Source organism: Pseudomonas fluorescens (genome assembly GCF_041354075.1).
In the GTDB taxonomy this organism is placed as follows: Bacteria; Pseudomonadota; Gammaproteobacteria; order Pseudomonadales; family Pseudomonadaceae; genus Aquipseudomonas; species Aquipseudomonas fluorescens_CE.
This window is the reverse complement of sequence record NZ_JARZGC010000017.1, coordinates 47,480-60,579: the sequence shown is the minus strand read 5'-3', so window position 1 is coordinate 60,579 and position 13,100 is coordinate 47,480. Positions and strand designations below refer to the sequence as shown.

The following is a 13,100-nucleotide window of genomic DNA, read 5'->3' as shown; positions in this document are numbered from 1 at the left end:
ATGACACTCATTCCCATATGGCAATCATTGACATTTACCTGAACCTAAGCTGAACAACCCTGAATATCCAGCTGCCCAGTGATCGCTGAGGCCATGAGCTGCGGCAGTATCTCTCCGGGAGCGGGTTCGGCAAAGATTCAGTCTTCCTTGCGGACGTTCGCTACCTCATCCGCCTTGACCCTGACCTTGGCACCGGAAATGTCCTCGAACTCGTAAAAACCGTCTGCGGTGTCGGTGTCAGGCATGTCCTTGGTCAAATACTGGGTGCCGTTCTGCAGGGTCACCACGGTCGGTGTCGAGCAACCGGCCAGGGCCAGGAAAGCGGCGACGATCAGGGCCAGACCCGGATTCTTGATGTTCATGAGCACCTCTCGATATTCATCTGCGATGAGGTGGTGACGAGATGAGCACGGTCACCACCGTTAAGCTTCTAACGCGGTTGGTTCGGTGGATCGGCAGAAAGTTCGACCGACCGGGAAAAAAACCGCCCGACCCTCGCCGCTGATCCTTTTCCATTTGCACCGCATGGGTGGTTGCTGGTATCTGTACGCATAACCAGTATTGCCCGCCATGGCCGTGTTTTCCCGTGACCCAAAATCCTTTAGACGATTCGTTCTACTACCTGAACAATTTCACGCAAGTGCTTGATTGGCTGGATCAACGTTATGCCGATGTGCTGAGTGTCGACGAGCAGGCGTTCATTCGCGATTTCAGTCGGCTGCCCCGTGAGTCACGCGCATTGCTGGTGCGGTTGGTGATGCGCAAGGGCATTCATTTTCGCGCGAGCAAGCTGCGTTACCTCGAGATCGGCGACATCGCCGCCGCCGCAGGCCCGTTGCTGGCGCTGGGCTGGATCGACGAGCAGGCGCCGCTGACCCTGGAAACCCTGTTCGAGGTGCTGCTCAAGGCGGAAATCGTGCAATGCTTCGGCGCCGCCATCGAGCAACCCAAAGGCAGGAAGACCGACTGGTTGCCGGCACTGGGCGAGCAGTACCCCCAGGCGCTGGCGTTCAGCCAATGGTGCGGGGCACTGCAGGACCGCTTGTTCAGCCTGACCATCATGGGCCTGTGCGAGCGCTTGCGCTTGATGTTTTTCGGCAATCTGTATCAGGACTGGTCGGAGTTCGTGTTGGCCGACCTCGGGATCTTCAACTATGAAAAGGTCGAGTTCTGCGCCGAATCCCGTGGTTTGCGCAGCCGCGACGACGTGGATGCCTGCCTGTTGCTGCATCAGTACCAGCAGGATCTGGAAGCCGGTGCTGCGCTGGAAACGGTCGTTGCGCAGATCAACGGACTGACATTGAGCAATCCCTGGCTGCACAAGCGCCGCGCGAAGTTACTGTTCCAGATCGGTCAGCACTGTGAACGCGTGGCCGATTTCGCCAATGCGCTGGGCATTTACCGCGACTGCGACTGGCCCGGTGCGCGCGGGCGGATGATTCGGGTGCTGGAACGGTGCGGTGAGTATCAACTGGCGATGGACCTGGCCACGGTTGCCGAGCAAGCGCCCCAGAGTGCTGCCGAGCAACAGCAGTTGCTGCGGGTCATGCCAAGGTTGCGCCGCAAGCTGGGTGGCCCGCCGAATAAACGGCCGCCGCCCAGGGCCATGCAGCGACTGGACCTGCAACTGCCCAGGATCGATCCCGAACTGTCTGTGGAATTTTACGTTCAGGCGCATCTGGCGCAGGAATCGGCGCCGGTGCATTACGTTGAAAACAGCCTGATCAACTCGCTGTTTGGCCTGCTGTGCTGGCCGGCCATCTTCGCGCCGTTGCCGGGCGCCTTTTTTCACCCGTTCCAGCGTGGGCCTGTGGATCTGCACTACGAGGATTTCCATGCGCGGCGGGCGGAGCTGTTCCAGGCCTGTTTTGCCGAGCTCGATGACGGGCGCTACCGGCAAACGATCCGCGAACGTTACGCCAGCAAATGGAACGTGCAATCGCCCTTTGTCTTTTGGGGCGCGCTGAGTGGCGAACTGCTCGAACAGGCCCTCGATTGCCTGCCGGCCGAGCACCTCAAGCACTGGTTCACCCGATTGTTGCTGGACATCAAGGCCAACCGTGCGGGCATGCCGGACCTGATCCAGTTCTGGCCGCAGGACAAGACCTATCGCATGATCGAAGTCAAAGGCCCCGGCGATCGCCTGCAGGACAACCAGTTGCGCTGGCTCGACTTCTGCCATGAACACCAGATGCCCATTGCCGTGTGTTATGTGCAATGGGCGGAGCAGAGCGCTTGAGCTACAGCATTGCCGTGCGCGCATTGTGCGAGTTCACCGCCAAGGCCGGTGACCTCGACCTGCGTTTCACGCCATCGCCGACCGCGCTGGAAGGCATCGCAGGCCACCGCACGGTCGCGTCCCGGCGCAGTGACGGCTATCAGAGCGAAGTCGCGCTGGAGGGCCTGTACCGGACGTTGAAGGTCAGGGGCAGGGCGGACGGCTACGACCCGACGCAAAACTGCCTCGAAGAAGTCAAAACCTACCGCGGCGAACTGAGCCGGCAGCCGGCCAACCATCGGCAACTGCACTGGGCACAGGCCAAGGTCTACGGCTGGCTGATGTGCCGGAAACTCGACCTGGCGCAGATCAATGTGGCGCTGGTGTACTTCGACATCACCAGCGAAAGGGAAACCTGCCTGGTGGAGGCCTTCAGCGCCGAAACACTGAAAGGGTTCTTCGAGCACCATTGCGACTTGTTCCTGGACTGGGCCGAACAGGAAATGACCCATCGCCAGGCACGCAACGAGGCGGCGCAAGGCCTGGCGTTTCCCCATGTCGGGTTTCGCCCGGGGCAGCGGCATCTGGCGGAGTCGGTGTTCAAGGCCGTCAGCACGGGCCGGTGCCTCATGGCCCAGGCGCCGACCGGCATTGGCAAGACCGTCGGCACGCTGTTCCCGATGCTCAAGGCCCTGGCACCGCAGCAACTGGACAAGGTGTTGTTCCTGACAGCGAAGACCCCGGGCCGCAAGCTGGCGCTCGATGCCGCGCAGGTGATTCTCGACAGCGCCAGTTCTCCACCGCTGCGGGTGCTGGAAATGATCGCCCGGGACAAGGCCTGCGAGCATCCGGACAAGGCTTGCCACGGCGAATCCTGTCCGTTGGCCCAGGGGTTCTACGACCGCTTGCCCGCCGCACGCCAGGCGGCCAGCCAGCGGCGGCTGCTCGACCAGGCTGGCCTGCGTGAGGTGGCCCTGGAGCACGAGATCTGCCCCTATTACCTGAGCCAGGAAATGGCGCGCTGGGCCGACGTGGTGGTCGCCGACTACAACTACTATTTCGATTTCAGTGCGCTGCTGTTCGGGCTGGCCCAGGCCAACCAGTGGAACGTCTCCGTGCTGGTCGACGAAGCGCACAACCTGGTGGAACGCGGGCGGCAGATGTACAGCGCCAGCCTCGACCAGGCGACCCTCAATGGCGTGCGCAAAACTGCGCCGGAGCCGTTGAAGAAACCCTTGCAGCGGGTCAATCGGGAATGGAATACCCTGCATAACCTGCAATTGGCGCCCTATCAGGCCTATGACAAACCTCCGGAAAAACTGCTCCAGGCCCTGTTTTCCTGTGGCGCCAGCATCGGCGATTACCTCAACGATCACCCGCAGGGCCTGGACAGCGCCCTGCAGAACTTCTATTTCGACCTGCTGCAGTTCTGCCGGGTGGCCGAACTCTTCGACGAGCAGTACCTGTTCGACATCAGCAAGCGCGACCTCGATCGCAAGCGGCCGTTGTCACAGCTGTGCCTGCGCAACGTGGTGCCCGCCGGTTTCATTGGCCCGCGCCTGACGGCGGCGCGCAGCACCGTGCTGTTCTCGGCCACCTTGAGCCCCCGGCATTACTACGCTGATCTGCTCGGCACGCCGGCCAATACGGTATGGATCGATGTCGAGTCGCCGTTCCATGCCGGTCAGTTGCAAGTGAGCATCGTCAGCCAGATCTCCACCCGTTTCGTCCATCGACAGTCGTCCCTGGCGCCGATCGTGGCGCTGATCGCCCGACAATTCAGCGAGCGACCGGGCAACTACCTGGCGTTTTTCAGCAGTTTCGACTACTTGCAGCAGGTGGCTCAATTGCTGGCCGAAACCCATCCCCACATCCCGCTCTGGTCTCAATCGCGGGGCATGGCCGAAGGACAACGCCAGGCGTTTCTCGATCAGTTCAGCGCTGACGGCCAGGGCATCGGCTTCGCCGTGCTGGGCGGGGCCTTTGGCGAAGGCATCGATCTGCCGGGGGCGCGGCTGATCGGCGCGTTCATCGCGACCCTGGGTCTGGCCCAGCTCAACCCGGTCAATGAACAACTCAAACACCGGATGGCGGCCATTTTCGGTGCCGGTTATGACTACACCTACCTGTATCCCGGCGTGCAAAAGGTGGTGCAGGCGGCGGGACGGGTGATACGCACCCAGCAAGACAGTGGCGTGGTGATGTTGATCGATGACCGGTTTGGCGAAAACAAGGTCAGGCAATTGCTGCCCCGCTGGTGGTCGGTGGATGACACCTCGGGAGCTGCGCCGTTGGCTTCAGGCTGAACCGGGCGGTTGCGGATACGATTTCCAGCTGTCCAATTTTTCCGTTTGTCCCATACTTCAGCAAAACCACCTGGCGTGAGCGCGCAATGAAAGAACATCGACCCCAGACCCGCGCCATCGAAGACGGGCGTTTTCGCCTGTTGATCGATGCGGTGATTGATTATGCGATCTACATGATTGATCCCGACGGCGTCATCATCAGTTGGAACGCCGGCGCCAGGCGCTTCAAGGGCTATGAAGAAGCGGAAATTCTCGGTCGACACTTTTCGCAGTTCTACACCGAGGAGGACCGCTTCAAAGGGCTCCCCCAGCGAGCGCTGGACACGGCCACCTGTGAAGGACGTTTTGAGGGCGAAGGTTGGCGGGTGCGCAAGGACGGCTCGCGGTTCTGGTGTCACGTGGTGATTGACCCGATCTACGAACCAAGTGGTCAACTGCTGGGGTTCGCCAAGATCACCCGGGACCTGACCGAACGCAAGATGGCCGAGGAAGTCCTCAAGCAAAGTGAACAGCAGTTTCGCCTGCTGGTGCAAAGCGTCACGGATTACGCGATCTACATGCTGGATCCGAATGGGCGGGTGACCAACTGGAATGCCGGCGCCCAGCGCATCAAGGGCTACTCACCCCTCGAGGTAATCGGCGAGCATTTCTCGATGTTCTACACGCCGGAAGATCGCGATGCCGGCGAACCGCAGCGCACGCTGAGCATTGCCATCCATGAAGGGCGCTTCGAGAACAAGGGATGGCGGTTGCGCAAGGACGGCACGCGTTTCATGGCGCACGTGGTGGTCGACCCGATCTGGGGTGACACCGGCACGTTACTCGGCTTCGCCAAGATCACTCGGGACATCACCGAAGCGACAGTCGCCCAGCAAACCCTGGAGAAAACCCGCGAAGCCCTGTTCCAGGCGCAGAAAATGCAGGCCATTGGTCAACTCAGCGGCGGCATTGCCCATGACTTCAACAACCTGTTGACGGTGATCCTGGGCAATCTGGAAATTGTCCGCAAACGGGTGGACGGCGATTCGAAACTCACTCGCTTGCTGGATAACGCCACGCAGGGCGCCTTGCGCGGGGTTTCGCTGACCCAGCGCATGCTGGCGTTCGCCAGGCGCCAGGAACTCAAGACCGAGCCCGTCGACATTCCCGGCCTGGTGGAAGGCATCAGCAGCCTGTTGCGCAGCTCCCTCGGGCCGTCGGTGGTGCTGGAAACCCGTTTCCCCCCGGAAGTCGAGGCGGTGCTGGCCGACATCAACCAGTTGGAGCTGGCCATCCTCAATCTGGTGACCAACGCCCGCGATGCCATGCCCCATGGCGGCAGGATCGAGGTCAGCGCCAGAGCGGAAAATGCCAAGGATCACCCACCGCTGGCTCCGCTGACCGGGCATTTCGTCTGCCTCAGTATCAGTGACACCGGGGAGGGCATGGATGACATGACCCTGGCCCAGGCGATGGACCCGTTCTTCACCACCAAGGGCGTTGGTAAAGGTACGGGGCTGGGGTTGTCGATGGTTCACGGTTACATCGAGCAACTGGGTGGCCGCTTTATCCTGAAAAGCCGCAAGGACCACGGCACCACGGCCGAATTGTGGATACCGGTGGCCACACAGGGGGCGGTGGCGCCGTCCGTTCAGGAAGAATCCGTACCGGGCGTGTCCCGTCTGTGCGTGCTGGTGGTGGACGACGACAGCCTGGTGCTGACCAGTACCTGCCTGTTGCTTGAAGACCTGGGGCATCGGGTGCTCAGTGCCGTGTCCGGGGCGCAGGCGCTGGAGGTGTTCGACCACGAGAAGGCCATTGACCTGGTGATTACCGACATGGCCATGCCGCACATGAACGGTGCCCAGCTGGCGCAGACCATCCGTTCGATCCGACCGAACCTGCCGATCATACTCGCCACCGGCTACGCCGAACGGCTGGAGGGTTTCGCACTCCAGTTGCCGCGCCTGTCCAAGCCATTCACTCAACTGAACCTGATCGAGATCATCGCCTCCACCCTGAAATGAACACGGGGCAATGGCGACCCCCGATTAACCTGTAGGAGCGAGCATGCTCGCGATGGACACGGTATGTCTGATACCACGCGGTGTCTGCGCCACCATCGCGACGGTTCGACGCCTCGACATGCTCGCTCCTACAGGTTAACCGGGTGTTCAGGCGATCGATGGATGCCTGATCGATTCGCTGGGCACGCTGGCCACCCTGTGTATCGGAGGAAAGTTCTCGTTGAGCACGCGCAAGTGTTCGATGGCCTCGGCGAATTTCAAGTCGGCTTTTCTGCGCAGGGCCTGATACCGATCAAACAGCTCGCCGTCCAGATCGCCAGCCTCAAGCAGTTCGAAGGCGCTGCGGCTCAGCGCCTGGGCTTCTTCGAACATCTGGTGGTTGCGCTCCAGGGCGAAGGCCCGGCAGGCCTTGATTTCATCGCGGGTGGAATACTGGATCATGACCGGCACCTGAATCTGGGGGAATTAAACCTGTGACCCGTCCCGGGTCTCCAGGATTTCAAATTTATGAACAGGAAAAGTTGATGACTCATGACGGAAAGTTGCAGAGATCCAATCAAGGAATTTGCTCTTTACGCCGTTCGTACCACGCCAGGAGCGGTTGCGTGCTGAAACCATGGATGAGGATACTCAGCGCGACCACCGACAAGGTCAGGTCGGTGCAAAGCGCGGCAATCGAAGGCGCCAAGCCATGGTTCAAGGCATAAAACAGGTAGTACAGGCTGCCGATGCCGCGAATGCCGAACCAGCCGATCAGCAGGCGCTGACGACCGTTCAGCAGGCGGCGCCAGGGCAGGGCGGCGACGCTCAGCGGCCTTATCAGGCAAAACAGTGCGGCGCCGATCCACAGTGCGCGCCAATCCCAGTGCGCAATCAGCACGACACCGAGCAAGGTGACCAGGAACACCTCCATGGCCCGCTCCACCAGACCGCCGAAAGCGAGCATGTCACCCATCATGATGCCGGCGGCCACCTGACTGTCTTCCATGCGCCGGGTATCACCGTGCACGGCATGTTGCGGTTCCACGTTCTGGTGGCCGACCACCGGCTGGACCAGATGCTCGGCGGGCAGCTCATCGTCGCCAGTGGAGTTGACCTCCTCATGGCGCAGGCCAAGGCCGGCGGCAAACACCGACAGAAAGCCGTAGCCATGCAGCGCCTCGGCGCCGACGTACGCCAGTGCGATCAAGGCGAGGGCCAGGTAGTCGTTGGGTGAGAGGGTGCTGTCCTCGTTCCGGATCCGTAGCGCCAGGGTCAGGCGTCCGATACCGCGCCCCATGCCGTAACCGATCAGCAGACCGGCGGGAACGGCCCACAGTACGCTTTGCAGCGCCCAGTCGCCAAGAAAGCCGGGGTTGTCGTCCTGGCGCATCAGCAATAGACCGAGGATCACGAACGGGAAAGCGATGCCGTCATTGAGACCGGCTTCTCCGGAGAGCCCGAAGCGCACGCTGTCGTCATCCCGCGCGTCGTTGACCTGCACCAGCGCGGCGAGCACCGGGTCGGTGGGTGCCAGGATCGAACCAATCAGCACCGCGACGCCCCAGGGCAGTTCAAAGCCGTAATGCAGCAGCAACCCTGTGCCGGCGATGGTCAACAGCATCACTGGGCCGGCCAGACTCACAGCAATGCGCCAGTTCTTGTTCCTGAAGGGGGAACGCAGCTTCAAACCGCAGACGAATAAAGAAAAGAGCACCGCGACTTCCGTCAGGTGCTCCATCCAGGTGCTGGCGTCGTCCAGGTTCAATTGCAAAAACCCGAGCGCCGCAGGTCCGATGGCGACGCCCAGCACCAGGCACACTGCCGATGTGGTAACCGGCATCCAGCGCAAGTACGACGAGGTCAACGCCAGCGTCAACAGCACCGCCCCGAGCACCGCCACCCAATGAATGAAGCTCATGCGCTGTACTCGCCCGAGGCCGGGATCGGAGGCTTAACCCACTGTTGCGCGCAGATACTCCGGCGACAGGACGTTGAACCACACCAGGATCATTTCGACCAGGATCGTCACCAGCACCAGCAGGCCGACACCCCAGACACAGGCAGCGTTCAACAGCCCCTGTTCCTTGCGCTCATGCATGAAGGTCGGTAGCCCGACGAACAACAGAAAGGTCGAGTACACCGAGGCGGCGCCCAGCACGATGATCGCCAGCCAGCGGCTCGGGTAAAGGCCGGCAAAACCTGCGATGAAGAACGGGGTCACGGTGTAGGCGGCAAATCCGATGCACTGGTTGAGCGTGGGACGTGCCTCGAACGTACGCGACATCCAGCGGATGAACAGCCCCATCAGCGCCACGCCGGCGACGATGGTCACGTACAGCAGCACGCATAGTTGCAGAGCGCTGGCGCTGCTGAGTTTCACCGTTTCATTCTCGGCCAGGCTCCAGCCGACGTAGGTTGTGCCAATGAACAGGCACACGGCGGGGATCAGGGCGAGCAACAGCAAATGAGCGAGGTAGTGGCGCGGATGCGCTTCCTCCTCCTTGCGGATATCCGTCCAGGCGAAATTCGGCTGGGTAAACAGTTTGACGAGAGGGGCGGACATGACAACCTCCTGAAGGGGAGCGGCCCGCGTTGGGGCCCTTAAAGCTATTGAGGGGCAGGGTTTGTCAGGGGTTCAGTTTTTCTCGACGAGGGTGCCGCTGCCGGAAACCCGCAGCGACACGGTGAGTTACAGCATCGGCTTGCCGCCGGTGATGCCGTAGCGTTGACCGGTGATGTAGCTGGCCTCGTCCGAGGCCAGCAGCACGTAGATCGGCGCCACCTCGACCGGTTGACCCGGTCGCCCCAACGGGGTTTGCCCGCCAAAGTTCTGCACTTCCTCATCCGTCATGGTCGAGACGATCAGCGGCGTCCAGATCGGCCCCGGCGCCACGCAGTTCACCCGGATGTTTTTCTCGCCGAGCATCTGCCCCAGCCCGGCGGTGAAGTTGGCTATCGCCCCCTTGGTGGTGGCGTAGGGCAGCAGGGTCGGCTTGGGCATGTCCGAATTCACCGAGCTGGTGTTGATGATCGAGCTGCCGGGCTTCATGTGTTTCAACGCGGCCTGGCAGATGCGGAAAATGGCGGTGATATTGACGTCGAAGGTCATCACCCATTCCTCATCGGGAATGTCCTCGAAGTTTTCATGGGTCATCTGGTACGCGGCGTTGTTGACGAGGACGTCGATGCGGCCAAAACGCTCGACGGTCTTGTCGACGAGGGCCTGGCACTGGGCCTTTTGCGCGATGTCCCCGGGCAGCAGCAGGCTCTGGCGCCCGGCCTGTTCGACCCAGCGTGCGGTTTCCTGCGCGTCTTCGTGTTCATTGAGGTAGGCAATCGCGACGTCGGCGCCTTCACGGGCGAAGGCGATGGCGACGGCGCGACCGATACCACTGTCGGCACCGGTGATCAGTGCAATCTTGCCCTGCAGGCGCCCCGAGCCTTTATAGCTTTGTTCGCCGCAGTCAGGGTACGGGTCCATCTTCTTCTGGCTGCCGGGGACCGGCTGAGCCTGTTTCTTGAAGGGCGGTTTGGGATAGTCGGTCATAAGAAATCTCCGTTCTCATCGTGAAAGAGTCACAGGGGTGGACCCGGCGCTTTTGCGTTGAGTTCGGTTGGATTGATGACGGGTTGTAATCCACCTCGAAGGATCAATCAAGAACCTGTGGCAGCTGGCTTGCCAGCGATAGCGGATTCACATTCAACTGCAATGTTGACTGATGCACCGCCATCGCTGGCAAGCCAGCTCCTACAAATGGATTTCAGTGTCCTGTCAGCGCTGACGTTCGATCAAACTGCGTTCCATCCGCGCAATGCCTTCTTCCAGCAAGGCGCGTGGGCAACCGAAGTTCAGGCGCACGAACTGCTGATGGTCATCGCCGAAGTCCAGGCCAGGGCTAAGGCCAACCTTGGCCTGTTCGAGGAAGAACCGCTGCGGGTTCTCCAGCCCCAGTGCCGAGCAATCGAGCCAGGCCAGGTAAGTGCTTTGCGGTACGTTCATGCTGATGCCCGGCAGGCGGGTGCGAACGGCTTCGACCAGATAATCACGGTTGGCTTGCAGGTAGCCCCGCAACCCGGCCAGCCACGGTGCGCCCTCGGCGTAAGCCACACGGGTAGCCTCCATGCCCAGCGGGTTGACGCTGTCGACCATGCCACACCGGGCATGGTTGACCCGCTCACGCAGGGCACGGTCCTGGATGATCATGAACGAGGTTTTCAGGCCGGCGATGTTGTAGGCCTTGCTCGCCGACATCAGGGTAATGGTGCGTCGGGCGACATCCGGCCCCAGCGATGCGGTTGGAATGTGCCGACGCCCGTCGAAGCACAATTCGGCGTGAATCTCGTCGGATATGATCCAGGCGTCCTGCGCCAGGCAGATATCGGCCACCGCTTGCAGTTCTTCCCGGGGGAAGGCTTTGCCCAGCGGGTTGTGCGGGTTGCTCAGCAGCAAGGCACCACCACCGGCCAGTGACTGACGCAGGGTGTCCAGCGGTGTGCGGTAAGTGCCATCGGCCTGGGCGTCGAAGTTCAGCTCGACCTTGTTCAGCCCCCAGTGGCTCGGCGCGTGGCGCAGCGGCGGATAGTTGGGGACCTGCACGACCACGTTCTGGGGCGCGTGCACCAGCGCCTTCAGCGCCATGTTGAAACCGGACTCCACGCCCGGCAGGAAAATCAGTTCCTGTGGCTCGACGCGCCAGGCGTACTTGTTCCACAGGTCGGCGACGATGGCGTCGCGCAAGTCATCCTGGGCCACGCTGTAACCGAGCAAGGGGTGTTGCAGGCGTTTTTGCAGGGCCTGGATGACCACCGGCGGCGCGGCGAAATCCATGTCGGCGACCCACATCGGCAACACATCGGCCGGGTAGCGGCTCCACTTGGTGCTGCCGGTGTGGTGGCGATCGAACACCTGATCAAAATCGAAAGTCATGCTTATCTCATAAAGGGCCGGGAGGGATTCGGCAGACATGATAAGCGCCAATGTTTGCGGGGGCGAGGGCGGTGTTTAAGGGGCTGCGCGCAGGCAAGAAGCTGTTCACGCCTCACTGACCCGGCGCGGTCGCCTTCTGCAGGTGGAGGGTGGCCAGTTTCATGGCGTTGGCGCTCGAGGCTTTTTTGCCGATGCGCCAGGTGTTGCGAGCAAGCAGGTCGAGCAGCGTTTGTACACGATCGATGGCAGTGTCGGGTCCGGCGACCAAAATGTTGAGCTGGCCGGCCATTGCCGCGTCGGGACCACCCAATACCGGTGCGGCGATGTAATCGATGCCTTGCGCCGCATGCAAGGCCGCCAGCTCGTCGGCGAAGGTGATGGAGACGGTGGACAGATTGATGTGGATGAGCGGGCCGGTCAGCCGTGCCAGCAATCCGCAGTCAAGCAGCACCGCGCGCAGGGCCGTCTCGTCCGCGAGTATGCTGAACACCACATCGGCGTCGAAGGCCTGTTGCGCCGTGTCGACGGCCTTCGCGCCAAGCCCCAGCATGGGGTGCGTCGCGTGCGGGGAGCGATTCCACACCCAAAGGTCGTGGCCGCTTTTCAACAGCCGGGTGGCAATCGCCTGTCCCATTCTGCCCAAACCGAGAAAACCGATTTTCATGAGCTGTGTTCCCTTTTCTGCGCGCTGTAGCGCCAAAACAAAGCCCGGAATTCCGGGCTTGAGGTGTCGCGGGTCAGGCGGCTATCAGTAGCGCTGATATTTCGAACCGAATTCGGCACGGTTCTCCGCGACGAGCACGCCTTTTTGCAGGGTGTTGCCCGAGTTGGCCTGTGCGAACCGTTCACGCAATTCCTGCAGGCGGTCCGCACCACCTTCGGCCACACGGCGCTCGATCAGGCGATCGGAGCCGCCTTCGGCAACACGTTCACGCAATTCCTGCAGTCGATCCGCACCACCTTCGGCCACCCGGCGTTCGATCAGGCGATCGGAACCGCCCTCGGCTACACGCTCACGCAATTCCTGCAGACGGTCCGCACCACCTTCCACCAGAAGCGGCTGGGCCTGGCTGGGCGCGGCGAAGCTTGTGCTGTTGGCCGAGGCCAGGTTTGACAGGCCCAGGCCGCCGATCAGTGCCAGACCGAGAACGAGAGAGGAAACTTTCGGGAAGTTGATCATGGTGATGCTCCGTGCGTTTGAGTTCAGTGAGTCGGTAGCTGCTGCTATCCGGTGAACACAGTTAAACGCTCGGGTGTATCGTCGATGTGTGCTTGAACACTTTGAAATCGAGGTCTGCGTATCTGTTCAGGGTTCATATACAAACAGATACAAAAACTCGGGAAACCGCCGTCGCCGGGACGGCGGTTTCGGGCCGAAAAGACGCGTGGAGCGCGTCCGTTTACTGGGCGTCGTTAAACTGGTCGGTGTAGCTGCCTTCGTCCATGAGCGCGGAGGCGACCCGATCCGAACCTATGCCGTTGCGGGAGTACGCGAGACGAGCCGCGCCGACATGATCGGCGCCGTCAGCGGCGAGTCTGTTGGCCCCGACCTTGTCTGCGCCGTCAGCGGCGAGTCTGTTGGCCCCGACCTTGTCTGCGCCGTCAGCGGCGAGTCTGTTGGCCCCGACCTTGTCTGCGCCGTCAGCGGCGAGTCTGTTGGC

Annotated in this window: 11 protein-coding genes and 1 pseudogene; 3 read left to right on the top strand and 9 right to left on the bottom strand. The window is 61.6% G+C overall.

The features are described 5' to 3' along the window. Positions 1–137 precede the first annotated feature (137 nt). A complete protein-coding gene (locus QIW53_RS19935) occupies positions 138–362 on the bottom strand; it encodes a YgdI/YgdR family lipoprotein (protein ID WP_371051345.1) in 225 nt (74 codons plus the stop codon). Positions 363–586: 224 nt separating this feature from the next. Between QIW53_RS19935 and QIW53_RS19930 the strand changes: the two genes are divergently transcribed. From QIW53_RS19930 to QIW53_RS19920, 3 genes are all read left to right on the top strand, one after another. Then, complete coding sequence (locus QIW53_RS19930; RefSeq protein WP_371051344.1) at positions 587–2,239, top strand: VRR-NUC domain-containing protein; 1,653 nt, start codon at positions 587–589, stop codon at positions 2,237–2,239. Continuing rightward, a complete protein-coding gene (locus QIW53_RS19925) occupies positions 2,236–4,524 on the top strand; it encodes an ATP-dependent DNA helicase (protein WP_371051343.1) in 2,289 nt (762 codons plus the stop codon). The genes QIW53_RS19930 and QIW53_RS19925 overlap by 4 nt, the downstream gene beginning before the upstream one ends. A gap of 86 nt (positions 4,525–4,610) precedes the next feature. Continuing rightward, on the top strand, positions 4,611–6,530 hold the full coding sequence (locus tag QIW53_RS19920) for a hybrid sensor histidine kinase/response regulator (RefSeq protein WP_371051342.1): 1,920 nt from the start codon (positions 4,611–4,613) through the stop codon (positions 6,528–6,530). Positions 6,531–6,677: 147 nt separating this feature from the next. Here the strand turns inward: QIW53_RS19920 and QIW53_RS19915 are convergent, their stop codons facing one another. The 8 genes and pseudogenes from QIW53_RS19915 to QIW53_RS19880 form a co-directional block, all read right to left on the bottom strand. After that, positions 6,678–6,971 carry a hypothetical protein gene (locus tag QIW53_RS19915; RefSeq protein ID WP_371051341.1) on the bottom strand — a complete coding sequence of 98 codons (294 nt, stop codon included), beginning with the start codon at positions 6,969–6,971 and terminating at the stop codon, positions 6,678–6,680. A 115-nt stretch (positions 6,972–7,086) separates the two neighbouring features. Continuing rightward, positions 7,087–8,430 (bottom strand): cation:proton antiporter, encoded by a 1,344-nt coding sequence (locus tag QIW53_RS19910; protein WP_371051340.1) that lies wholly within the window; start codon positions 8,428–8,430, stop codon positions 7,087–7,089. 33 nt (positions 8,431–8,463) lie between these two features. Next, positions 8,464–9,075, bottom strand: coding sequence for a Yip1 family protein (locus QIW53_RS19905; RefSeq protein WP_192308055.1), 612 nt, complete (start codon positions 9,073–9,075; stop codon positions 8,464–8,466). Between the two features lie 126 nt (positions 9,076–9,201). Next, complete coding sequence (locus QIW53_RS19900; protein WP_371051339.1) at positions 9,202–10,059, bottom strand: glucose 1-dehydrogenase; 858 nt, start codon at positions 10,057–10,059, stop codon at positions 9,202–9,204. Between the two features lie 225 nt (positions 10,060–10,284). Continuing rightward, on the bottom strand, positions 10,285–11,439 hold the full coding sequence (locus QIW53_RS19895; protein ID WP_371051338.1) for a MalY/PatB family protein: 1,155 nt from the start codon (positions 11,437–11,439) through the stop codon (positions 10,285–10,287). Positions 11,440–11,551: 112 nt separating this feature from the next. Beyond that, positions 11,552–12,103, bottom strand: coding sequence for an NAD(P)-dependent oxidoreductase (locus QIW53_RS19890; protein WP_371051337.1), 552 nt, complete (start codon positions 12,101–12,103; stop codon positions 11,552–11,554). An 84-nt stretch (positions 12,104–12,187) separates the two neighbouring features. Then, positions 12,188–12,619: a hypothetical protein gene (locus tag QIW53_RS19885; RefSeq protein ID WP_371051336.1), complete on the bottom strand. Its 432-nt coding sequence runs from the start codon at positions 12,617–12,619 to the stop codon at positions 12,188–12,190. A 220-nt stretch (positions 12,620–12,839) separates the two neighbouring features. Then, positions 12,840–13,100, bottom strand: a pseudogene (locus QIW53_RS19880) (hypothetical protein); the annotation flags it as partial.